This window comes from Pseudomonas sp. NPDC012596, from assembly GCF_042902325.1.
Taxonomy (GTDB): domain Bacteria; phylum Pseudomonadota; class Gammaproteobacteria; order Pseudomonadales; family Pseudomonadaceae; genus Aquipseudomonas.
Genome location: NZ_JBIBEB010000003.1, coordinates 39925 through 62488, shown reverse-complemented (window position 1 = coordinate 62488; position 22564 = coordinate 39925). Strand labels below are relative to the sequence as shown.

The following is a 22564-nucleotide window of genomic DNA, read 5'->3' as shown; positions in this document are numbered from 1 at the left end:
CAGCACTTGCACGGGCATTGTCACGGGCCCAATCACCAGAGCTGCCAGTCACGCATCTGTGGGAGCGGGCTTGCCCCGCGAAAGGGCCGGGACAGGCAAACCAATAAGCTTTATCGTGTCACTGTCTATCACCACACCGCCGACCATGACCGACATCGAGCGCTACGTACGCGCCGCCACCCGCGACAACACGCGCCGCAGCTACCAGGCCGCCATCGAGCACTTCGAGGCGCACTGGGGCGGCTTTCTGCCGGCCACGGCCGACAGCATTGCCCGCTACCTGGCCGACCATGCCGAACAGCATGCGGTCAGCACCCTGCGCCAACGCCTGGCAGCGCTAAGCCAATGGCACATCAGCCAAGGCTTCCCCGACCCGACCAAGGCGCCGCTGGTACGCCAGGTGCTGCGCGGCATCCGCACCTTGCACCCAACGCCGCCGAAGCAGGCCGCGCCGCTGCTGTTGCAACACCTGCAAACTGCCGTCGAACATTTTGCAGAAGAAGCCCGGCAGGCCCGCGAGCACCACGACCTGCCGGCGTTGCGCCGCGCCAGGCGCGATACCGCACTACTGCTGCTGGGGTTCTGGCGGGGCTTTCGCGGTGATGAACTGGCGCGCCTGCGCGTCGAGCACATCCAGGCCGAGGCCGGCGTCGGCATCACCCTGTTCCTGCCACGCAGCAAGGGCGACCGTGAAGCCCTGGGCGTGCAGCACCGCACCCCGGCACTCAAGGCGCTGTGCCCGGTCACGGCCTACCTGCAATGGCTGGAAGTCGCTGGCATCGCTCACGGCCCGGTGTTTCGCAAGCTCGACCGTTGGGGCAACCTGAGCGACATGCCGCTCAACAGCAACAGCCTGGTCGGCCTGCTGCGGCGCATGCTCGAACGCGGCGGCGTGCCCGCCGCGCTGTACACCGGCCACTCCCTGCGCCGCGGCTTTGCCACCTGGGCCACGGCCAACGGCTGGGAGTTGAAGTCGCTGATGAGTTACGTGGGCTGGAAGGACGCCAAGTCGGCCTTGCGCTACATCGACTCGGCCCAGCGCTTTGGCGAACTGGCCGTGTTACCGGCCAGCCAGGTGCAAGCGCTTATTCCTTGAAGGTGTAGCGCGCGATGCCGCCCACTTCCGGGCGGATCGCATACAGGTCACCGGCATCCGGGTAGTGGCGCAGCTCTGCCGGCGACATGCCGACGCGAGCCGTGGTGATGAACAGCGTGTCCATGCCATCGCCACCGAAGCAGACGCTGGTCGGGCGCGGCACGGGCATCACCACCTGGTCGGTCAGGTGCCCGTGGCGGTCATAGCGCAACAGGCAGCTGCCATTGAACTGGCACACCCACAGCCCGCCTTCACGATCCAGCGCAATACCGTCCGGGCGCCCCAGCTCGGCCGGCGTCTCGGCGAACAGGCTGACCTGCTCCAGTCGGCCTTCGGGCAGGTATTCGGCGCGGTAGATCGCGCGGGCAACGGAATCGACGAAGAATACCGTCTGGCCGTCGGCCGACCAGGTAATGCCGTTAGGCAACGACAAGCCATCGTGGATCACCTCATCGTGCAGCTCGCCGTCGAAGCGGAACAAAGCGCCGGTCTTGCCGCTTGGCCCCTCGTCCATCAGGCCGGTGACGAAGCGCCCGTGTGGGTCGCAGGCGCCATCGTTGAACCGGTAGCTCGGGCGGTGGTGCACCGGCATCGAGTACTGGCGCACCTTGCCCGGCGCCACATCGAGGATGGCAACGCTGGCGTCCTCGGTGAAGATCAGGTTGCCTTGGTCGGTCAGCGCCAAGGCGCCGATGCGCGCAGCCGATTCATACAGTTTTTCGACTTCACCATCGGGCAGCAGCCGGTGGATACGCCCGCCGGTGATATCGACGAAATACAGCGCGCCCGTGCGCGCATCCCACACCGGGCTCTCGCCCAGGTCGGCGCGGGTGTTGGCGACCTTGATCGGCACGTATTGGCATTCCTTGATGCGGCTCCAGCGCTCGGCAACTTCGGCCAGGCTGGACGCTTCAACCCGCGCCAGGTCACGCGGGTAGCTGACCCCGCTGTTTTCGCTGAAACGCGTGGCGGTGAACTGGCCGTTGCTGGCGCGCAGGATATAGCCGGTGTCCCGGCACAGCGGGCTGGCCAGGTACAGCACGCCCGGTGTCACCCATTCTGGCTTGAGCTCTTCTGGCGGCTGGGTCACGCCCCACATGCGGGTCTTGGCCACCGGCGAGATCGCATTGACCAAGATGCCGTGCTCCAGCCCTTCCATGCTCAGTGCGTTCATGATGCCCACCTGGGCCATCTTGCCCGCCGAATAGGCAACCAAGCCGGGCTGGGCGTAGCGCTGGTACATGGCGCGGTCCGAGGTGGTCAGCACGATACGCGGCGCTTCGGAGGCCTTGAGGTGCTTCCAGGCGTGCTTGGCCAACCATACCGGGGCGTGCACGCTGATACCCAGGGCGCGTTCGAGAAACGCCTGCTCCTGGGTCTCGATGCCTTGGTAATCGACCCAGCCGGCATTATGGATGAGGATGTCCAGCGCACCGAAATGGCTGATGGCCAGCTCGACCAGCTGGCGGCATTCTTCTTCGTTTTCCAGGTGGCCGACATGGGCGACCACGTCATGCCCCTTGGCTTTCAGGGCGTCGAGGGCAACGCTGACGGCCGCCGGGTCCTGGCCTTCGCCGGAACGGTCAGTGCCCAGGTCGCTGATGACCACCCGCGCACCGCGTGCGGCCAACGCCATGGCGTAGTCCAGGCCTAGGCCCTGGGCGGCACCGGTGACGATGGCCACTTTGTTCTTGAATGGGTCTGTGCTTGGCATTGTAGAGCCCTTCCGATTCTCCTTTTTTACGATAACAATAAAAAAATCAATGACTTAATATTAAAAGCATGCAACTTTGATATCTCCGAGATATCACCTGAAACCCGCCACATGCCGATGTACGCCAGCCACCAGCGTGATGCCCTACAAAAAGCGATGGCAGCAGAGGCTTTGTCGCCGCGATGTCACGCACTATGATGGCCGCCTTGCAGGGTCGGCCGCCGGAAAACGCCTTCCTGGCGCCCGTTCGACTCGATGAAGGAACGTAAGCATGATCGAGACACGTTTGCTCAGGCAGTTCATTGCCGTGGCCGAGGAGCTGCACTTTCACAAGGCAGCCATCCGCCTGCACATGGCGCAGCCACCCCTGAGCCAGGCGATCAACCGACTCGAAGAGAAGCTGGGCTTCAGCCTGTTCCTGCGCAACAAGCGGGGGGTCAAGCTGACGGCGGCCGGCATGGCGTTTCTGGAAACCGCTTACCGCACGCTCAAGGAGCTGGAGCAAGGCATCGAGTACGCGCGCAACGTCTCTGAAGGGATCTGCGGCAAGCTGACCATCACCGCTATTTCCATCGCTTACTACGAGTCACTGCTCAATACCCTGAAGAAATTTCGCGAAATCTACCCGAACGTGCGGCTGACCATCCGCGAAATGCCCTCGGCTTCACAGGCCAAGGCGTTGATGGCTGGCGAGGCGGACATCGGTTTCATGCGCAAGCTGCCGATGCCGCCGGACACCATCGAATCGCGGCTGCTGCTCAACGAGCAGATCGTCATGGCCCTCCCCGCCAGCCACCCCAAGGCGCAGCAGCCGGTGGTCGACCTGCGCGATTTTGCCGAAGAGGACTTCGTGTTCACCCCGCAGGCGCTGGGCAGCGGCTACCACAGCCAGTTGATCGCCCTGTGCGAATCGGCCGGTTTCTACCCCAAGGTGGTGCAGGAAGCGGCGCAGATCCATACTCTGATCGGCCTGGTGGCCTGCGGCTTCGGCGTGGCCCTGGTGCCGGAGTCGATCGCCTACTCCACGCTGCGCGACCGCGTGCAGTTCCGCCCGATCCGGCCGATCAAGGACCAGCCTACGCCGACCATGGGCCTGTACATGAACTGGAACATCCAGAACGCGTCCCCGGCCCTGGGCAGTTTCATTTCCATGCTCGACCTGGGCGCGCCACGGCGCTATGCCGACACCATCCAGAACCCGGTGATGCTGGATGGTAGCGACAACCGCGAACTACAGCGTTAAGCGGTATTCGCGCAGCCAAGCATCCAGCGCCAGGGCCGTCTCCAGGTTGTTGCGGCGCAGCTGCGAATTGAAATAACCCTCCGCCTGGCGCAATTCAGCCGCCAGCCGGCCCCGGTCGATCACCGCAAACACCGGGCTGCCGGCCTCTGCCAGCAAGCCCCGGGCACGCTCACGCAGGAACCGTTCGTAGGCCAGGTTGGCCGAGGTCGGGTACGGGCTCTTGCGCCGCTGCAATACGGCCGGCGGCAAGATGTCCTTGCAGGCCTGCTTGAGCAGCCATTTCTCTTCGCCGTCCTTGCCCTTGATCGCCCACGGCACGTTGTACACATACTCCACCAGCTGATGGTCGGTGAACGGCACCCGCACCTCCAGGCTGGCGGCCATGCTCAAGCGGTCCTTGCGGTCGAGCAGGATCGGCAGCCAGCGCTGCAGGTGCATGTGGCACAGCTCGCGCATGCGCCGTTCCTGCGGGCTGTCACCTGGCAAGTGCTCGACACTGTCCAGCGCCTGGTGATAGCAACTGCTCTGGTAATCAACGAAGTTGCACTGGCGGTTGAAGTCAGGGTTGATCAGTTCGGGCTGCAGCAACTGCATGCGCGAAAGCCACGGGAAGCGTTGCGCCGCAATGGCCTGCGGGTCGCGGAACCAGGCGTAACCGCCAAACACCTCGTCCGCCGCCTCGCCGGAGATGGCTACTGTGGAATGCCCGCGGATGGCCTTGAACAGCAGGTACAGCGAGGTGTCCACGTCGCCGAAGGTGGCCGCCGAGTCATTGGCCCGGTACACCGCTCTGCGCGCATGGGCTGCGACCAGCTCGCGGTTGTCGATGAGGATGGTCTGGTGGTGGCTGCCGATGTACTCGGCGGCCGCCAGCGCGTAGGGCTGGTCGCGCTCCGGGCGGAATTCGTCACTCTGGAACTGCTCGGCCTGGCCGACGAAGTCCACCGAGAACGAATTGACCGCGCCACCCTGCTGCGCCTGCAACCGTTGCTGCGCCATGGCGGTGAGGATGGTCGAATCCAGCCCGCCAGACAGCAGCGAGCAGACCGGCACGTCGGCATGCAACTGCTCGCCCAGCGCGTTACCGAGCAGCTCCCGGGTGCGCGCCACGGTGGTGGCCAGATCATCCGCATGCTCGCGCCGCTGCAACTGCCAGTAGCGGCTGAGCTTCGGTTGCCCGTTGGGCCGCCAGGACAACCGATGCCCTGGTGGCAGTTCGCTGACCCCGCGCAGGGCTGTGCGCACGGTGCCGCGAGACAGGCTCAGGTCGTCAACGAGGCCGACCACATCCAGCGCGCTGGTGAATTCCGGGTGCGCCAGAATGGCCTTGGCCTCCGACCCGAACAGCAGCCCCTGCTGATGGCGGGCGTAGTACAGCGGCTTGACCCCCAGGCGGTCACGCACCAGCAGGAAGTGCCCGTCACGCCCGTCGAACACGGCGAAGGCGAACATGCCACTCAGGTGCTCGCAGCACTGATCCCCCCACTCCAGGTAGGCATGCAGCACCACTTCGGTGTCGCTGCGGGTATGGAATTGGTGGCCGGCCTTCTGTAGCTGCTCACGCAGTGCGTTGTGGTTGTAGACCTCGCCGGTGTAGATCAGGGCGATTTCCTCGCCGCCGGCACAGCGGTAGGTCATCGGCTGAACGCCGCCGCCAAGGTCGATGATCGCCAGGCGCCGGTGGCCCAGCAGGGCATTGCGATGCAGCCAGCTGCCGCTGGCATCCGGCCCGCGCAGGGCCAGGGTATCGGTCATGGCGCTGAGCGCCGCGGTGGCCTGGGCCAGGTCGCGGGTGTAGTCCACCCAGCCTGTGATTCCGCACATGCTGCGCTCCTTAAACCTGAAGACGGCGGGTTGGCAGCAGGCCGGTGACGGCTTGCAGGCGCTTGGCGATGTCCAGCAGCTGCCGCTCGCTGTCGCGACGGCCCATGATCTGCACGGCCAGCGGCGCTTTACCGTCGGCGCTCAGGCAGACCGGCACGGTGATGGCCGGCAGGCCGCTGAAGCTGGCCAGCGGGGTGAAGCTGATTTTCTGCTCATAGCCAGGTTCGGCCGGCGACGGAATGGTCGAGTCGCCTGGCTGCGGGTTGCGTCGGTCGAACGGCCGGTTAGGGTCCATGGGGAACACCACGAAGTCCACCTGGGCCTGGTCGAACCAGGCGTCGATACCGCCGCGAAGGGTGTCCATGCGCTGGTGGATGCGCTGGTAGTCGCTGTCGCTGACGCCCTCGCCTACCTTCAGTGCGCTCAGCGTGGACCAGTGCAGCTCGCAGTCGAAGCGCCGCGCCCAAGCCGCCGAAGCCAGCCAGGCATCACGCGCACACAGTTGCCAGGCGTCACCGCGGCAGGCCCAGAGCTCGGGCATGGCGACTTCACCGGGCGCCATGCCCAGGTCTGCCAGCGCGCTACGCGCCTGGCCGAGCATGTCGAGCATTGCCGGGCTGGTCAGCGTCGGGTCCAGCGCGTGTTCCAGGATGGCGACCTGGTAGCGGTCCTTGAGGGGTTGTTGCTGGCCGAGCAGCGGCTCCAGCCCCAGCAGCGGGAACAGCACATCGAGATCGTCTGCGCTGCGGGTGACCCAGCCCAGTGCATCCATGCGTGGCGACAACGGGAACACCCCAGCCAGTCTTTCGGCCTTCTGGGTCATGCGCAGGCCGACCATGCCGCAGTGCGAGGCCGGCCAGCGTACCGAGCCCAGCACGTCGGTGCCCAGCGAGATATCACACAGGCCCGCCGCCACCGAAACCGCAGACCCCGTGCTGGAGCCGGACGGGTCGATGCTCGGGAAATGCGGGTTACGGCAGCCGGCGCCGAAGGCGATGTTCAGCTCGGTGGTGGCAACCTTGCTGGTCAGGGCGATGCGCGGGTCGAGGAAGGTCAGCGCCTCGGCACTGCGCTGCGGGTAGTGGCGGTAACTGCGCAGGCCCAGGCGGGTCGGCAGGCCGGCGACGTCGACGGTGTCCTTGACGCCCAGGCGGTACCACGGCGCCAGGGCTTCGCGGGTGCTGGTCAGGCAACGGTAGTGGCTGTCGGCATGCACCGACCATTGGCCGTACTGGGCCGCCCAGTCGGCCGCCAGCGCGGGGTTGCGCTGCAGCAATTCGTGGCGCTTGCGCAGGCTCAGCCCAAGGTATTCGGGCTGCTCGCGCCCGCGGCTGGCATCGGCGCCGCAGTTGCTGAGGTACTGGGTGATGGTGTCCTGGGTATTAGCGTGGGTCATGGGTGTATTCCTTGACAAAAGTTGAGGCTGCCCACGGCATTGGCTTGCCGGTGGCGGATAAAGGCAGGTCGCTGACGCGGCGCACGGCAACGGGCCGTGGATGGCCTGGGGGCAGTTGCCTGAACGCATCCAGTACCGCGCGTTCGCTGAGCGTGACGGAGCTGAACAGCACTTCGAACGCTTCGCCGCGCAGCGCATCACGCACCGCCACGCAGGCCAGCGTCGGGCAGTTCAGCTGCTGGCCAAGGTCGCGGGTCAGGCGAGCCAGATCGACACGCAGGCCGTTGACCTTGATCAGGCTGCTCGCCCGGCCCAGCCACGTGAAGCGGCGTGCATCCAGGGCCAGCACCTGGTCATCGCAGCAGTACGTGGCCGCAGGCCGCGGTTGGCCGTGCTCGCGAGCGATGCGCGGGCTGGCCACTTCGAGTGCACGCGGTTGGCCTGGCGTGCTCAGCAACGTGACATCGTCGAGCAGCGTCCAGGCCTGCTCCGGGCTGCTATGTGCCTGCAGCTCGCGGTAAGCCATGGCGCCGGTTTCGGTGGAGCCCAGCAGTTCGACAAAGCGCACGCGTGGCCCGGCATGGCGCTGCACAGTGGCCAGGGCGCCCGGTGGCAGCAACGAGGCGCTGTGCACCACCAGCACCGCACGGCGCGCAGAGCGCTTGGCCAGCAGCGCCGGCAGCACACGCCAGGTACTGGCAATGGCGAGGATCACGCACGGCCCCTCGCCATCCAGGGCAGGCAGCCGTTGCTGCTCCAGCGAGCAGGTGTGCAGGTGCGCGTTCAACACCCGCGCACCGACATCACCGAGGATCATCCCGTAGCTGTGGCTGGCCGGCGCAAAGGCGAAAATCTCCCGTGCATCCGGCGCCCAGCGGCCAAGGATCAAGGCTGCCTCGCGCTCCATCTGCGCCACGCTGCGCAGCCACTGGCGCGGCGCGCCGGTGGAGCCGGAGGTGGTAAACAGATGTTCGGCGCTCACTCGGTGGCCTGCAGGGTCAGTTGATCTTCCAGTTTCTGGCCGACGAATTGCTCCATTTTTTCCAGGGTTTCAAACCAGAAGCGCACATCGTCGCTGAGGTAATCCACCTCGATGTCGAAACAGCCCTCGATGGCGGTAATCACCTCGACGGCCATCAGGCTGTCGAAGCGCTCGCCAAGGAAGTCGCGGAAGCTGTCGCGCTTGTCGATGGCCTCGACCTCATCGCCAAGCAGCTGGGCGAGGGTCTGACGAATGCGCTGTTCAATGCTGAGGTCGTTCACGAGCCGGTCTTTCCTTGTGGGTGGGCAGCGTTGATCAATTCCGCGCCGGCACTGAAGAACACGTGCTCGGGCAGGATCGGGTCGAAATGCAAGTAGATGAAGGCGTTCGGGTAGTGCGTGCGCAGGCAGGCGTGCAGCCCTTCGGCCAACGCCTGGTGGGCCAGCCGGTCGCGCGCCGCAGCCAGGGTAATGCGCACATGAAACTGCGCCGGCAAGCCATCGTGGTCGGTGATCGGCATCGGCATGCCGGCGCTGAACACGCACGCCTCCGGCAACGGGTTGAAGAACACCATGCAGTGAGCAGTCTCTGCGCCAAGGGCTTTGAGCAGCCGGGTAAAGGCCAGGGCCAGGCGCTTGCGCGCCAGCGGTTGCAGCGCTGCGCTGGAAACATTGAGGGTTGGCATGTCAGGTCCTTACGACAACTGCAAACTGGGCAGGCATTGCTGCCGGCCCTCGGCAAAGGCTTCGAGCAGGCGGCCCAGGCAGGCCGACAAGGCATCGACCCCTTGCAGGAACAACGGTGACCAGGCGTGGCCTGCGGGGCCGCAGACCTTGTCGAGGAAGTACCGCAAATGCGGCAGGTCCACCGTCAGGCCGAGGTCAGCGGCCAGTGCCACGGCCTGGTAGGTGCTCAGCAGGTCGGGAATGCGCTGGCCCTGGTTGGCGAAACCACCCTGCCGCACCTTGTGGGCGGCCAGTAGCTCGGTGGCTGCCTGCGTGACGTCGTGGCCAATGTAGGCGAGGCACGCCAATGCCTGCAGCCCGGCGCGCAAGGAAGTTTCGCCACGCGGGAACGAGGCATAACCCTGCACCTGCCGGCAGCTGGCCACGTAGCTTTCGAGAGCCTCCCGATCGACACCGCTGTTGTCGCCCAACTGGCGTAGGATCGACACGGCCGAGGCGGTAGACACCATGTCCGAACCGCGCCCCTCCCAGAAGCCGAAACCGCCGTCGGGGTTCTGCAACGAGGCCAGCCAGTGGCCGATTGCCTGGCGCGGCCCCGGCTGGCCAACGAAGGCACCGGCGGCCAGGCCCCAATTGGTGCAGCGCACCTCGGCGCCCCGGCCGGGCATGTACATGATCCCGGGCTCGTTGGGCATCTGGCAGCCTTCGATCCAGCGCAAGGCGCCATCGCGCTGCGCCGCCGGCAGACTTTCACCCAGCAGCGCAGCCGCAGTGGTGAGCACGTCGTGCGCGGTGTCAGCCAAGCGATAGGTGTAGCCGCCCTGGGGCATCGACAAGGTTGCAACGAAGGCAGCCACCTCGTCAGCCAGCTGCGCCACCGGCTCACCCATGGCCTTCAGTGACCCTACGGCACAGAACGCTGCCCAGACATCCTCACCGTCATAACCTGCCCAGCGCACGAAGGCGCCGGTGGGGCCGCGCAAGCTGTCGATCCATTCCGCGCAGCGGCGGCGGCCCAGTGGCTGCGCCTGCAGGGCCGCGAGGCTGGCCGTGGCGCGATAGGTCGCCCACAGGCAAGGTACTTCTGCCGTTTCGCTGAAGCGGAAGCCGCCACAATCCATCTGCTGCGCCTGCAACCAGCCGATCAACCGTGGCAGGTCCCATTGGGGTGCCGGCAAGCCTTGGCGTTGCAGCGCGCGGGCGGCCATCACACCGTAGAAGCAGGCGCGGGTATCGGCGAGGTTGCGCCGGGCAAACTCGGCGGACCAGCTGAGGCCGCCATTGGCACATTGCAGGCCCTCCAGCCAGGCGTACAGGTGCTCGGTGTCCAGCACCCGGCCCTGGCAAACTTCGATCAAGGTTCGCAGCGCATAGTGGCTGGCCCAGACGTCGGCCGTCTGCCCGGGGCACATGGCGTAGGCGTCGCCGTCGAACAGCGTATGCAGCCACGCCGCCGTCTCGTCGCGGCGTTCCACTGCAACGCCCAGGTCGTGCAGTGTTTCGGTGCAGTAGAAGGTGGCCCAGGCATCGGAAGGCATGCCCTTGCTCCAGGCAAAGCCGCCGTCACGGTTGCGCCGTGACTGGATGTACGCCTGCAGTGCCGGGGCGTCGGCCTGGTCCAGCCGTTCGACCCATGCCAAGGTGCGTATCGCAGCATAGGTGCACCACAAATCCGGCTGGCCGTTGCCCAGGCCCTGCCCTTGGGGAAAACGCGGTGGCATCATTGCTGGCCACCGACAAAGCGCAGGTTGGTCTTCTTCCAGCTCTTTTGCGACGCACCGCTCTTGTTCAGCGCCGACAGGTTGTTGACGAACAGCACCCGGCTCCAGCGCAGCCCCATGTGCTGCTCGGACCGCTCCAGCAAATCGGCCTGCAACTGCGCTTCCTGGGTGATGTCCCAACCCACATCGCGCTCCAGAATCAGCGCAGCACTGTCGCTTTGGCGATCCACTTCGATGACATAGCCGGTGGCATCGCAAGCGCCGTATACCACCTCCTCGACTGCGCGAATTTCCAAGGGTACGCCGCCAACCACGATGCTGTCGCTGTCGCGCCCGTTGATCAGCAGGCCCGGGCTGGCCCGGCCCGGCTCCCAGGGTGCGGTGATGGTCACGCTGTCGCCGGTATCCAGGCGCAACAGCGGCCGGGCATACAGGTTGAGCGGCGTCACCACCAGCCGGCCCGTCAGGCCTTCGGCCGGGGTAACCAGACGGCCATCGGGCAGCAGCAGCTCGAAATAATTGGTGGCGGTGGCCAGGCGCATGTGCAGGTCTTCGCCCACTGCCGCGAGGGTACCGGTTTCGGTACTGCCGTAGCTGGCGTCGAACACCTCGCACTGCCACCATCGCGCCAGGCGCTCACGCAACGGCTGGGTGTTGACCTCGCCAAGCAACATGATCGCGCGCACGGAGCCCGCGATCGTCTGCAGCAGTTCACGCTGTTTCAGGTAGCGGGTCAGTTGCACCAGTACGCCGGGGGCGATGAACAGTACCGTCGGCTTATAGGTATCGAAGGTTTTGCACACCCGCTCCCAGTCGGTAATACCGGTGGTGAACGGGTAAAGGCGCACGTGGGAAACGTCCAGGTATTCGCAGACGTTGGCGATCAGGTCGCCGACCGGGACGATGTCCGATGGCATCAGGTTGGCCACCCGCGCACCGGGGCGCAGCACGGCGCGCCAGTGGCTGGCGACGCTGACGGCGTTCCAGATGATGTCCTCTTTCAACCGCGGCGTCGGCGTCGGCTCGCCGGTGGTGCCGGTGGTAGCGTAATACTTCGCTGCCTCGCCAAGTTCGACCGTGCAGAAGTTCAGCGGCTGGCTTTTGAGTAAGCCCTTGGCCGTCGGTGGCAATTGCTTGAACGCGCTGTAACTGTATTGACCTATGTGTGCGTAGTGGGCGCTGTGTTGTGCTCGCGTCCATACTGCTTGCAACTTGCGTGCATAAAACGCGGCGTCGGGAATGTGCCCCGCCTGCAGCTGAAGCTCGCGTTCCGCGTCTTTCAGTACGCCGTAATCCTGGTCGCTGTGAACTAACATCGACTCGCCCTCTCGAATAAACAGCGCAGAGAATTGGCGAGCGCCCGGCCCAAGTAAAATACTTATTTGAACCCGGCGGTGATAGTTCAAAAGTATTATTCAACACTCACACCGGGTTAATTCCGATCGGTACGTGGGTATTTTCTGGTCTTGCGTGTCGATTCACCTCGCAAACCCGGTGAGATATCAGACAAAGATATTTAATGTATTTCCCAAGCCGTGTCCGCCCTGCGCACTATCGCCGCCACCTGCTCCCCAGGCAGATCAAGCGAAGTACCTCTCAGGAGAGACACACCATGCTGACCCCCACCGCCGCAGTGGCGGACGCCCAGGCAACCTGGACGATCAATTCATGGCGCAGCTGCACTGCCCTGCAACAACCCTGCTATGACGACCCGCACGCTTTGCGCCTGGCACTCGACGCGCTTGCCCTGCGCCCGCCGCTGTTGGGCGCGGAGCGCATCCTGCAGCTCAAGGCGTTGCTCGCGCAGGCCCAACAGGGCAAGCGGTTCGTCCTGCAACTGGGGGACTGCGCCGAGCGCTTCGAACACAACGATCTTGCGCAAAGCACGCGGCAAGTGGCGCTGCTGCAGCAGATGAGCCAGGTACTGATGCACGGCCTGCAACTGCCGATCGTGCAGCTTGGTCGCCTCGCCGGGCAATATGCAAAACCTCGCTCCAGTGATATCGAGCGGCGTGATGGCGTGAGCCTGCCGGTGTATCGCGGCGACATCGTCAACCAGTATTCCTTCAGCCCTGAGGCGCGTCGGCCTGACCCGCAGCGCCTGTTGCAGGCGCATGCCCACTCGGCGCTGACCCTGCAACACCTGCACACGCTGCAGGCGCAGGGCATCGACAACCTGTTGCTTGCCGACTGCTGGCCGCTCGACTGGCTCGCACAGGCGCAGGATCACCAGCGGCTTCGCCCGCTGTTGGCAGAAGTCCATGGCACCCTGCGTTTCATGCGCACCCTGGCAGGCTCCCAGCCGGGCGAATTCCTGCACCGTGAGCTGTACGTGTCCCACGAAGCCCTGTTGCTGGAATACGAACAGGCGCTGACGCGGCAACACAGCGATGGCGACTGGTTCAACCTGGGCACCCACCTCCCTTGGATCGGCCTGCGTACCGCACAACCCGACGGCGCACATGTCGAGTACCTGCGCGGCCTGGCCAACCCGGTGGCGGTGAAGGTAGGTATTGATACCGACCCCGAGCAGCTACAGCGATTGATTGCACGGCTCAACCCCACCAACGAACCTGGCCGGCTGACGCTGATCCACCGCCTGGGCGCTGCCCACCTGCAAGACCACCTGGGGCCGCTGATCGAAACCGTTCAGGCAACCGGTGCACAGGTGCTGTGGCTGTGCGACCCGATGCACGGCAACACCCGCACCCTGCCCTGCGGCACCAAGACCCGCGCCTTCGACGACATCCTCGCAGAGGTCGCCGGCGCGTTCGCCGTGCATGCCCGGCATGGTTCGGCCCTTGGCGGTTTGCACCTGGAAGCCAGCGGTGACGACGTCACCGAATGCCTGGGGGGCGCCGCTGGCCTGCAACCCGCTGACCTTGCCCGGCGCTATGTGAGCCAGGTCGACCCGCGGCTCAATCGCGATCAGGCCATGGAATTGGCGCTGCGCGTGAGCCTCGACGCCAACACGTGGCGACAGTGCCCTTGAACCTGTAAGGATTACGTTCACCCCATGCCAACCGTCATCTATGTGTTTTCCCTGTGTACCTTCACCTTCGGGCTTTCGGAGTTCGTGGTGGCAGGGCTGGTTTCGGCCATGGCCGAAGACTTGGGTACTTCGACCACCGCCGTCGGCTCGGCCATCGCTGCCTATGCCTTGGGCGCGGCCATCGGCGCGCCACTGCTGACCGCTTTGCTGCTCAACTGGCGAGACCGTACTTCACTGTCGCTGACCTTGGCCGTGCTGGCCGTCGGCAGCCTGGCGTTCGCCTGGGCCGAGCAGTTATGGACGGTGAACCTTGTCCGCTTCGTCATCGGCCTGGCGCATGGCGTTTTCATGGCAATCGCGGCCGACGTGGCGGTCAAACTGGTCGACGCGCCCCGCGCAGGCCGCGCCTTGTCGCTGGTGTGGCTGGGGCTGACCCTGGCGCTGGCTCTGGGTGTGCCACTGGGGACGTTGCTCGGCAGCCTGTGGTCGTGGCGGGCCATCTTCGCCGCGCTGGGCGTGCTGGGCTTGCTCAGTTTGCTTGGGCTGCTGCGCCTGATGCCCCGGCAAGCGGCAGCGCCACTGCCCGCTGGCGGCCGTCTGGCAGGCGTGGCTGCGCTGATGCAACGGCCGCTAATGGCGGCTGCCGGCATCGCCATGCTGGTGAGCGTGGCAACCTTTTCGTTCCTGACTTATGTGTCACCGTTTCTGCTGCAGGTGACGCAAGGGGGCGTGAGGTTGTTGAGCCTCGCAATGTTGATGTTCGGTGCGGCGACCATGCTCGGCAACATGCTGGCTGGCCAGCTGGCGGACCGCTTCGAGGCCGGGCGCTGCCTGAAAATAGCCCTGGGGTTGCTGGCTGCCAACCTGGCGCTGCTTTACCTGGGCCGTGAACACGCGTGGGCGGTGGTGCTGCTGGTTGGCGTGCTGGGAGCAGTCTTCTTTGCCATCGTCACCTTGTCGACCCTGCGCCTGCTTGGGTTTGCGAAGCAGTTGGCACCCCATGCTACCGGTGTGGCATCTGGGTTGAGCATCGCGGCATTCAACCTCGGCACGGCGCTAGGGGGTGCGCTGGGGGGCTGGATGATTGAACGGGTTGGGCTGGCTTACCTGCCGTTGGCGGGCGCTGCAGCGGGGTTGCTTGCGCTGGGCTTGTTGATGGCTCAGCCAGGCAAATCGCGATCTGGGTTGCAGCAAATAGAGCCGGAGGCCTAGGGGCTGCGTTGCAGCCCCCCAAATCCCAACTCGGTCAAGGCTTGCCAGCACAACGCCAAACCCGGCCGATATCACCGGCCCGTGCCTGCAGCAACTGCGCGGCATCGGCACACGCCTGCTCCAGGGTCATCGGCCCGCTGGCCAGGGCAAACGCCGCATCGATACCGTGTGCATACAGCTGCTGATACCCCTCACCTAACGTGCCTGCCAGCACCACCACTGGCACGCCGTGGCGCTTGGCGACCCGCGCCACGCCCATCGGTGTCTTGCCCCGCAAGGTCTGGGCGTCGAAGCGCCCTTCGCCGGTGATCACCAGGTCGGCCCCTTGTACCAGCGCATCGAGGCCGGCCAGCTCGGCCACCACTTCAACCCCCGGGCGGAATTGCGCGCCCATGAAGGCCTTGGCCGCAAAGCCCATGCCGCCGGCTGCGCCGCTGCCTGGCTGTTCACGCACATCGTTGCCCAGCACCTTCGCGCAGTGGTCAGCGAAGTGCCCCAACGCTTGATCCAGCGCCTGCACCTGCTCCGGGCTGGCGCCTTTTTGCGGGCCAAAAATCGCCGAGGCACCATTGGGCCCACACAGCGGATTGTCGACGTCGGCCGCCACTTCGACCTGCACCTGCGCCAAGCGCGGGTCGAGGCCGCTGGCATCGATGCGCCCCAAACCGGCCAAGGCCAGCCCACCCTCTTCCAGCGCCTGGCCATCGGCATCCAGCAAGCGCAGGCCCAAGGCCCGCAACATGCCGCTGCCGCCGTCGTTGGTGGCGCTGCCACCAATCGCCAGCACGATACGCTGCGCACCCGCAGCAAGCGCAGCCGCGATCAGCTCGCCAGTGCCCCAGGTGGTGCTGCGGCAGGCATCACGCTGCGCACTCGGCACCAGCTGAATGCCGCTGGCCTGGGCCATCTCGATGATCGCCGTGCGGCTCTCGGCCAGCCAACCCCAGCCGGCCTCGACACGTTGCCCCAGCGGCCCGCGCACGTTCAGGCGGCGCAGTTCGCCGTGGCTGGCGGCAACAATCGCCTCCATGGTGCCTTCGCCGCCATCGGCCATGGGGCACTCGACCAGTTCGGCAGCAGGCAACGCGTCGGCCAGGCCGGCAGCGATGGCACGGGCGACGCCGGCAGCGTCGAGGCTGTCCTTGAACGAGTCGGGGGCGATGACGATCTTCATGGGGATTCTCCTGTCCAGATGACCGGCATGCTGACAGCTGCGCCGCGCAAGGGCCTCGGTCGGATGCACAAAAGGGCCGACGGGTTGTTTGGGCAAATGCCTTTGCCGGCAGTCAATCGGCAGGCAACAGCTGCAAGCCCAGGTACAGGCTCAACATGCCTTCCATGCGCAGAGGGTCCACTTCACCCAGCTCGGCAATGCGCTCCAGGCGGTAGCGCAAGCTGTTGCGGTGGATGCCCAGGGCATCGGCACAGGCCTGGCTCTGGCCATCGTGGGCACACCAGGCGCGCAAGGTCGCGAGCAATTGCCCGGTAGCATCCTTGGCGCGAATACGGTGCAGCGGTTCCAGCAGCTCATCCAGCGCATCTTCGTTGCGATGGCGCCACAGCAAGGCCGGCAGGCGGTAGCGGGCAAGGCTCAGCAGCTGCTCGTTGGGCAACACTTCACGGCCATAGGCCAGCAAGTCGCGAACACGTCGGTAGCCACGGCGCAATTGTTCCAGGCTCTGCGCAGGGCTGCCCAGCGCCAGGCGCTCGATCTCCCAGCCAGCGCGCTGCACGCGTTCGAACAAGCGCTCTTCGTCCAGCACCACCCCGGCCGGGCGGCACCACAGCAGTGAATCCCGCGCGGGGCTCACGCACCAGCTGTCCGGGTAGCGGCTCAGCAACCAGGCCGCCAACGCTTCGGCGGGAGGGCCTGCGTACAGTTCGAACAAACACGGAATGCGCGGCAACTGCGGCTTCAAGCCTAGCTGCTGCGCTTCATCCAGCAGCCGTGGCGAGTCACCCGTGCCGCCCAACAGCAGGGCCAGCAGGTCGTCACAACGTTGGCGCCGCCATTGCTGTTCAACCTGCAAGTGGCGCTGCGCAAGCAGCATTTCGGCGGTCATGCGCACCAGCTCGCCATAGGTGCGCATCTGCTGCGGGTCGCCGGTCAGCCCGAGCACGCCGATCAGCCTGCCATCGAGCATCAGCGGCAGGTTGACCCCCGGTTGCACGCCTTTCAGGCATTTGGCGGCGTCCACGTCCAGTTCGACGATGCGGCCATTGGCCAGGACCAGCTGCGCACCTTCGTGGCGGGTATTGATGCGCTCCGGCTCGCCACTGCCCAGGATCAGCCCTTGGCTGTCCATGACATTGACGTTGCACGGCAGGATGGCCATCGCCCGATCAACGATATCCTGCGCCAGGTCATGGTCGAGTTCGAACATTCAGCGATCCTTGTGGGTGGTAGGCTTTGTACCTCGGCACAGCAGGCCAGGCCCATGGCTGTGCAAAAGCACAAAGACAGGCGCGTCGCACTCCCCGAGACTCGTCAGGGCGAGCGCCGGCACAGGCGACGCGGCGACAACCATAACAACAGAGAACCCGATCATGGCACACAGCCCCGCCCCTGACCAAGGCACGGACATCACCCGCAACGCGCTCTACCGGCGCATCACCTTGCGGCTGATCCCGTTCATTTTCATCTGCTACCTCTTCAACTACCTGGACCGCGTCAACGTCGGCTTCGCCAAGCTGCAGATGCTCGACGCGCTCAAATTCAGCGAAACCGTCTACGGCCTCGGCGCCGGGATTTTCTTCATCGGCTACGTGCTCTGCGGCCTGCCGAGCAACCTGGCGCTCAACCGCTTCGGCCCGCGGCGCTGGATTGCGGCAATGATGATCGCCTGGGGCAGCCTTTCGACCTGCCTGCTGTTCGTCACCACACCCACCGAGTTCTACACCCTGCGTTTGCTCACCGGCGCGGCCGAGGCCGGGTTCTTCCCCGGCGTGGTGCTGTACCTCTCGCGCTGGTTCCCGGCAGACCGCCGTGGCCGCATCATGGCGTTGTTCATGTCGGCGATCCCGGTGTCGGGCCTGCTCGGTGGGCCGTTCTCCGGCTGGATCCTCGAGCACTTCGCAGCAGGCCAGCATGGCCTGGCCGGCTGGCAGTGGATGTTCCTGATCCAGGGTTTGCCGACGGTTGCGCTGGGCGTGCTGGCCTTTGGCATGCTCAGTGATGGTTACCAGAAAGCCGCCTGGCTGAGCCCAGCCGAACGCCAGCTGATCGAGGCCGACCTCAAGGCCGACGCCGCCAGCAAACCCGCCACCCGTGGTGACGGCGTGCTGGCCGTGCTGACCAACCCGCTGATCTGGACCTTCGGCTTTATCTACTTCTGCATCCAGAGCGGCGTGTACGCGATCAACTTCTGGCTGCCGTCGATCATCAAGAGCATGGGCTTCGACAACCCGTTGCTGATCGGCTGGCTCAGCGCCATTCCGTATTTGCTGGCGGGTGTGTTCATGATCCTCTGCGGCCGCTCGGCAGACCTGCGCAACGAGCGCCGCTGGCACTTGGTAGTACCGATGCTGATGGGCGCCCTGGGCCTGCTGATCGCGGTCAACTTCGCCGCCAACCCGACCATCGCCATCCTCGGCCTGTCCATCGCCACCATGGGCGCCCTCACCGGCCTGCCGATGTTCTGGCCGATGCCGACGGCGCTGCTGAGTGCCAGTGCCGCCGTTGCCGGCCTGGCGATCATCAACTCGGTGGGGCAGATGGCCGGGTTCCTCAGCCCGTATCTGGTCGGTTTCATCAAGGACCAGACCGGCTCGACCGACGCTGCGCTGTACTCGCTGGCCGCGCTGATCGTGCTGGGCAGCCTGGTGGCCCTGCGCATTACCCGCGCCGGCGCCTTGAGTGCTGCTCGGGCAAGCTGAGCCGTCAACGGGGCCGCGCTGCGGCCCCGTTGCTTAACCTCTCGTAACAATCCCGCCTCCTCCGTTCGGTAACTTTTCCGACATCAAGCCTTAGGCATCTGTTAAAAAACCCCACATGCCTAGCCTATTCATTACCCACCTGCGCCGTCGCTGGCTCACCTGGCTGTGCGCCAGCTTGCTGGTCATCGGCCTGCCTTCCGGTTGCGCCGTGTTGGAGCATAAAGAGCGCGAGCTGGTATTTCGCATCGAGCCCGGCCAGGCCAGCTGGTTCCGTGGCCTGCCCAGCGGCGTGCAGGAACTGGACCTGCGCCCGCGCAGTTTCGCCGACAACCAGAGCCTGCACGCCTGGTGGTGGCCCGCCCGGCGCGCTGATGCGCCGGCCATCCTGTACCTGCACGGTGTGCGCTGGAACCTCACCGGCCAGCTGTTCCGCATCGAGCAGCTGCATGCCATGGGCTATTCGGTGCTGGCCGTGGATTACCGCGGGTTTGGCCAGAGCCGTGGCGACCTGCCGTCCGAGGCAACGGTATATGAAGACGCGCGAATTGCCTGGGAGCGCTTTGCCCAGCTGCAACCGGATGCCGACAAGCGCCTGATATTCGGCCACTCCCTGGGCGGCGCAGTGGCGGTCGAGCTGGCTTCCGAGCTGGCCCGCCAGGCGCAGAAAAACGGTGCCCAAGCGCCGGCACGCGGGCTGATCCTCGAATCGACCTTCACCTCCCTTGGCGATGTCGCTGCCGCAGTGGCCGACACCACGCTACCGGTGCGTTGGTTGCTGTCGCAGAAATTCGATTCGCTGGACAAGATCAAGGACGTCGGCCTGCCGCTGTTGCTGGTGCACGGCCTGGACGACCGCTTCGTGCCGCCGCGCTTTAGCCAGCAGCTGTTCGAGGCCGCGCAGGAACCCAAGACCTTGCTGCTGGTGCCGGGGGCCACGCACAACAACAGCATGAGCCTGGCAGGGCAGCGTTATCGTCGAGCGATACAGGCGCTGCTTTGAAGGCACCGCAACGCCTGCCTGGGCTTGGCATGTAGGAGCTGGCTTGCCTGCGATCGGCTGCGAAGCAGTCGTAAACCCTGTATCCGCATTCCGTCTGGCACTGCGCTAATACCGACTTTACGACTGCTGCGCAGCCGATCGCAGGCAAGCCAGCTCCTACAACAACGACCGCGATACGCAATTGTGCGGGTGTGCAGGCTATTGCACCGGCAAGAAGTTCATCAATAACAAGCTCTGCGCATAATTGAGCCCAATGCGCCGGTAACGCTCATCCAGCAACTGCGCCAGCAAATCCAGCCGGGCCACGATCTTGCCGAACTCCACCGCAAAACTCAGGTTGCTGCCCTCTTCCGATATCTCGTTGGAGAACAGCAGCAACACACCGTTGGCGTCCTGACGCTGGCTCAGCATCCAGGTGGCCTTCTCGATGTTGCGCGCCGCGTTGTTGACGAACAGCGGGTCGATGGTGTCGGTCATGTAGAACTCGGTACGCCCCCCGTGCGCGGTGACCAGCATGCTGCCGATGGCGTAGATGAACGCGCCCACCCGGTCGCCGCGAAACTCCGGGCTCAGGGCATAGCTCAACGCGGCCAGGTCGCGGCGGTTGCCAAGCTGGGCCAAGGGTTGGCGCTGTTCGATGGCGAGGCGGATCTGCCGCTCGGCGGTGGCGGCATCCAGGTAGCCAGACATCTTCCACTGGCTGGGGTTGCGCAAGTACAGCTTGTTCATCAGCAGGTACAGGCTTTGCAGGTTGTCGCGCATGGCCAGCGTCGCCATGCGGTCCACGCTGGTCTGGAACAGCTCGCTGGGCTTGCCGTTGCCGAACTGGCTGACAATGTCCTGGCCTTGCTGCTGGGTGCAAGCGCCGAGGCAGATCAGTGCGCCTGCCAGCAGCAGGCGCGGGAGCATTTGAGATGTGGTTGCAACCATCGGCACCGGGTCGAAATCGGCGGCGGCGCTGGGGATCGGCGCGGCCTGGCCATGCATAGAGCCCGGAAAGCAGAAAAAGTGCGATGTTGCCAGGCCCGTTCCTACAAGTGGCGAACCTCTAGAAGCGGGCTTGCCCGCGAAGAGGCCCGCAAAAACACAACAATCACATGGCGTGACGCAACATCTCCACCACCTGCGCATGCAACACCGGGTCACCACAGGCCACCACACACCCGCCGTTCTGCGCCGAGCTGCCATCCCAGGCGGTGATCACCCCGCCCGCCCCTTCGATGATCGGTATCAGCGCCTGCACGTCATACGGCTGCAGGCTGGCCTCGACGATCACGTCGACAAAGCCCGACGCCAGCATGCAGTAGGCGTAGCAGTCGCCACCGTAGCGCATCAGGCGCGCCTTGCCGGCCACCGCTTCGAAGGCTGCCTTGCGCTCAGCCGTGTCGAACATGTCTGGCGTGGTGCACATCAACGTGGCCGAGGCCAGGTCTGCGCAGGCCCGGGCCTTCAACGGCGTACCACTGCGCCAGGCACCTTGCGGGGTGCCGATGAAGCGCTCGCCTGTGAACGGCTGGTTCATCACACCCACCACCGGGCGCGTGCCATCGTTCAAGGCGATCAGCGTGCCCCACAGCGGCAGGCCGGTGATGAAGGCACGCGTGCCGTCGATAGGGTCCAGCACCCAGGTCAGCGGGCTGCTGCCAACCGCCACGCCCTGCTCCTCACCCAGTATGCCGTGCGCCGGGTAGCGGGCCTGGATCAGTTCACGCATGGCATCTTCGGCCGCCTTGTCGGCCACCGTCACCGGGTCGTACAGGCGCCCCCCCTTGTCCTCGACGTCCAGGCTGGCGCGAAAGTACGGCTGTATCGCCGCTGCAGCGGCATCAGCCAACTGCTCGGCAAAGGCGCGGTATTCGCCGATCTGTTCAGCACTCAGGGACATGGGGCAGGCCTCGTGAAAAAGATGGGGCTGCATGATACCCGACAACCCGCACCGCAGTAGATGCCCGCGCACAGAAGCCATTATTCTGCCACTATTCCAACTTCATTTAACGGTCACTCATTCGTTGTACTAGGATATGAACCACCTCCCGCCACAGGCCCAGGATGCAGGCCGGCAATTCGGTGGGAGTCTGCACCTCGCAACCTCAGGGATGACACGATGAATTCGCACTTGCTCTACCCGCAGATCGGCAAAGTGATTGCCAGCACCGGCAGCCGCCAGTTCCCACGTATGTTGCACGACCTGATCCACGCGCATCTGAGTATCGATGCCACCCAGATACGGCAACTGCCCGCAGCCAATACGGATGCAGCGTTGATCGATGAAACGGTGTTTTCTTCAGATCAGTGCCTGGAAGCCGGCTTCAACGACCCGTCGCGCCTGCATTTGATTCGCCGCAAGGGCGATTCACGGTTTGAGATCCAGGTTCTGCGCGGTGGCGCTACGTACAGCTTTTCGGCGCACGAGCGTAGCCGGCTGGATGACATCTCGCCGCTGCTGCTGCCGATGCTCGAAAAACACATCGCTGCCTTGAAGCCTGGCCCTGAGCGCAGTGCGCCAGAGAGCCTGCAGCAGCGCTTTCTAGACCGCCTGGCGCAGTCGGGGCTGAAACTGTCCGAGCGTGAGTGCCAGGTGTGCCTGGGCCTGCTGGCCGGGCATACTGCGCCGGAGCAGGCCGAACGGCTAGCGTTGAAAGTGAATACGGTGGAAAGCTACCTGCGACGGGCGGCGATCAAACTGGGGATTGCTGGGCGGCATTCGTTGATGCGCTGGATGTATGGTGACCGCTGATTACTTATGGCCCAGGCAGGTATAAAAAACTAGCAGATGTGCGAGTTACGAATAACTGAAGTGCCGCTTAATTTTAAGCGGCACC

19 protein-coding genes and 1 pseudogene are annotated in these 22564 nt (G+C 65.1%); 7 read left to right on the top strand and 13 right to left on the bottom strand.

Features of this window, described 5'->3' with window-relative positions; genetic code table 11:
• The first annotated feature begins 115 nt into the window (after positions 1 to 115).
• The gene (locus ACFY68_RS04865; protein WP_387523869.1) at positions 116 to 1096 is read left to right on the top strand and encodes a site-specific integrase; all 981 of its coding nucleotides are present in this window, start codon (positions 116 to 118) and stop codon (positions 1094 to 1096) included.
• Here ACFY68_RS04865 and ACFY68_RS04860 read toward each other — a convergent pair.
• Together ACFY68_RS04860 and ACFY68_RS04855 are read right to left on the bottom strand one after the other, a co-directional pair.
• Positions 1086 to 2195, bottom strand: coding sequence for an SMP-30/gluconolactonase/LRE family protein (locus ACFY68_RS04860; RefSeq protein WP_387524646.1), 1110 nt, complete (start codon positions 2193 to 2195; stop codon positions 1086 to 1088). The two genes, ACFY68_RS04865 and ACFY68_RS04860, sit on opposite strands and share 11 nt — an antisense overlap.
• Positions 2178 to 2810, bottom strand: a pseudogene (locus ACFY68_RS04855) (SDR family NAD(P)-dependent oxidoreductase); the annotation flags it as partial. The gene ACFY68_RS04860 and the pseudogene ACFY68_RS04855, both read right to left, overlap by 18 nt.
• Before the next feature lie 271 nt (positions 2811 to 3081).
• Between ACFY68_RS04855 and ACFY68_RS04850 the strand changes: the two are divergent.
• The gene (locus ACFY68_RS04850) at positions 3082 to 4053 is read left to right on the top strand and encodes a LysR family transcriptional regulator (RefSeq protein ID WP_346613283.1); all 972 of its coding nucleotides are present in this window, start codon (positions 3082 to 3084) and stop codon (positions 4051 to 4053) included.
• On the opposite strand, the gene asnB is transcribed toward ACFY68_RS04850, so the two are convergent.
• From asnB to ACFY68_RS04815, 7 genes are read right to left on the bottom strand one after another with little or no spacing between them, the layout of a single operon-like run.
• Positions 4042 to 5877: an asparagine synthase (glutamine-hydrolyzing) gene (gene asnB / locus ACFY68_RS04845; RefSeq protein WP_387523866.1), complete on the bottom strand. Its 1836-nt coding sequence runs from the start codon at positions 5875 to 5877 to the stop codon at positions 4042 to 4044. The genes ACFY68_RS04850 and asnB overlap by 12 nt on opposite strands.
• 10 nt (positions 5878 to 5887) lie before the next feature.
• Entirely contained in the window at positions 5888 to 7273 is a 1386-nt protein-coding gene (locus ACFY68_RS04840) for an amidase family protein (protein ID WP_387523863.1), read from the bottom strand.
• Positions 7260 to 8255, bottom strand: coding sequence for an acyl-CoA synthetase (locus ACFY68_RS04835; RefSeq protein ID WP_387523860.1), 996 nt, complete (start codon positions 8253 to 8255; stop codon positions 7260 to 7262). Before ACFY68_RS04835 ends, ACFY68_RS04840 begins: the two co-directional genes overlap by 14 nt.
• Positions 8252 to 8536, bottom strand: a complete 285-nt coding sequence (locus tag ACFY68_RS04830) for an acyl carrier protein (RefSeq protein WP_387523857.1) — start codon at positions 8534 to 8536, stop codon at positions 8252 to 8254. Before ACFY68_RS04830 ends, ACFY68_RS04835 begins: the two co-directional genes overlap by 4 nt.
• Positions 8533 to 8940, bottom strand: coding sequence for a hypothetical protein (locus ACFY68_RS04825; RefSeq protein WP_387523854.1), 408 nt, complete (start codon positions 8938 to 8940; stop codon positions 8533 to 8535). Before ACFY68_RS04825 ends, ACFY68_RS04830 begins: the two co-directional genes overlap by 4 nt.
• 9 nt (positions 8941 to 8949) lie before the next feature.
• Positions 8950 to 10665, bottom strand: a complete 1716-nt coding sequence (locus tag ACFY68_RS04820; RefSeq protein ID WP_387523852.1) for a prenyltransferase/squalene oxidase repeat-containing protein — start codon at positions 10663 to 10665, stop codon at positions 8950 to 8952.
• The gene (locus tag ACFY68_RS04815) at positions 10662 to 11978 is read right to left on the bottom strand and encodes a phenylacetate--CoA ligase family protein (protein WP_387523849.1); all 1317 of its coding nucleotides are present in this window, start codon (positions 11976 to 11978) and stop codon (positions 10662 to 10664) included. Before ACFY68_RS04815 ends, ACFY68_RS04820 begins: the two co-directional genes overlap by 4 nt.
• 296 nt (positions 11979 to 12274) lie before the next feature.
• On the opposite strand from ACFY68_RS04815, the gene ACFY68_RS04810 reads away from it, so the two are divergent.
• Together ACFY68_RS04810 and ACFY68_RS04805 are read left to right on the top strand one after the other, a co-directional pair.
• Positions 12275 to 13654 carry a 3-deoxy-7-phosphoheptulonate synthase class II gene (locus ACFY68_RS04810; RefSeq protein ID WP_387523846.1) on the top strand — a complete coding sequence of 460 codons (1380 nt, stop codon included), beginning with the start codon at positions 12275 to 12277 and terminating at the stop codon, positions 13652 to 13654.
• 24 nt (positions 13655 to 13678) lie between these two features.
• Positions 13679 to 14866: an MFS transporter gene (locus ACFY68_RS04805; protein ID WP_387523843.1), complete on the top strand. Its 1188-nt coding sequence runs from the start codon at positions 13679 to 13681 to the stop codon at positions 14864 to 14866.
• 34 nt (positions 14867 to 14900) lie between these two features.
• Here the strand turns inward: ACFY68_RS04805 and ACFY68_RS04800 are convergent, their stop codons facing one another.
• A complete protein-coding gene (locus ACFY68_RS04800) occupies positions 14901 to 16040 on the bottom strand; it encodes a glycerate kinase (protein WP_387523840.1) in 1140 nt (379 codons plus the stop codon).
• A gap of 112 nt (positions 16041 to 16152) precedes the next feature.
• Positions 16153 to 17250, bottom strand: coding sequence for a sugar diacid recognition domain-containing protein (locus tag ACFY68_RS04795; RefSeq protein WP_346613272.1), 1098 nt, complete (start codon positions 17248 to 17250; stop codon positions 16153 to 16155).
• 163 nt (positions 17251 to 17413) lie between these two features.
• On the opposite strand from ACFY68_RS04795, the gene ACFY68_RS04790 reads away from it, so the two are divergent.
• On the top strand, positions 17414 to 18742 hold the full coding sequence (locus ACFY68_RS04790; protein WP_387523837.1) for an MFS transporter: 1329 nt from the start codon (positions 17414 to 17416) through the stop codon (positions 18740 to 18742).
• 115 nt (positions 18743 to 18857) lie between these two features.
• A complete protein-coding gene (locus tag ACFY68_RS04785) occupies positions 18858 to 19742 on the top strand; it encodes an alpha/beta hydrolase (RefSeq protein ID WP_387523835.1) in 885 nt (294 codons plus the stop codon).
• 198 nt (positions 19743 to 19940) lie between these two features.
• Here the strand turns inward: ACFY68_RS04785 and ACFY68_RS04780 are convergent, their stop codons facing one another.
• Together ACFY68_RS04780 and hisN are read right to left on the bottom strand one after the other, a co-directional pair.
• Positions 19941 to 20672: a hypothetical protein gene (locus tag ACFY68_RS04780; RefSeq protein WP_387524644.1), complete on the bottom strand. Its 732-nt coding sequence runs from the start codon at positions 20670 to 20672 to the stop codon at positions 19941 to 19943.
• A 163-nt stretch (positions 20673 to 20835) separates the two neighbouring features.
• Entirely contained in the window at positions 20836 to 21627 is a 792-nt protein-coding gene (hisN, locus tag ACFY68_RS04775; RefSeq protein WP_387523832.1) for a histidinol-phosphatase, read from the bottom strand.
• A gap of 219 nt (positions 21628 to 21846) precedes the next feature.
• Between hisN and ACFY68_RS04770 the strand changes: the two genes are divergently transcribed.
• Positions 21847 to 22479, top strand: coding sequence for a LuxR C-terminal-related transcriptional regulator (locus tag ACFY68_RS04770; RefSeq protein ID WP_387523829.1), 633 nt, complete (start codon positions 21847 to 21849; stop codon positions 22477 to 22479).
• Positions 22480 to 22564 lie beyond the last annotated feature (85 nt).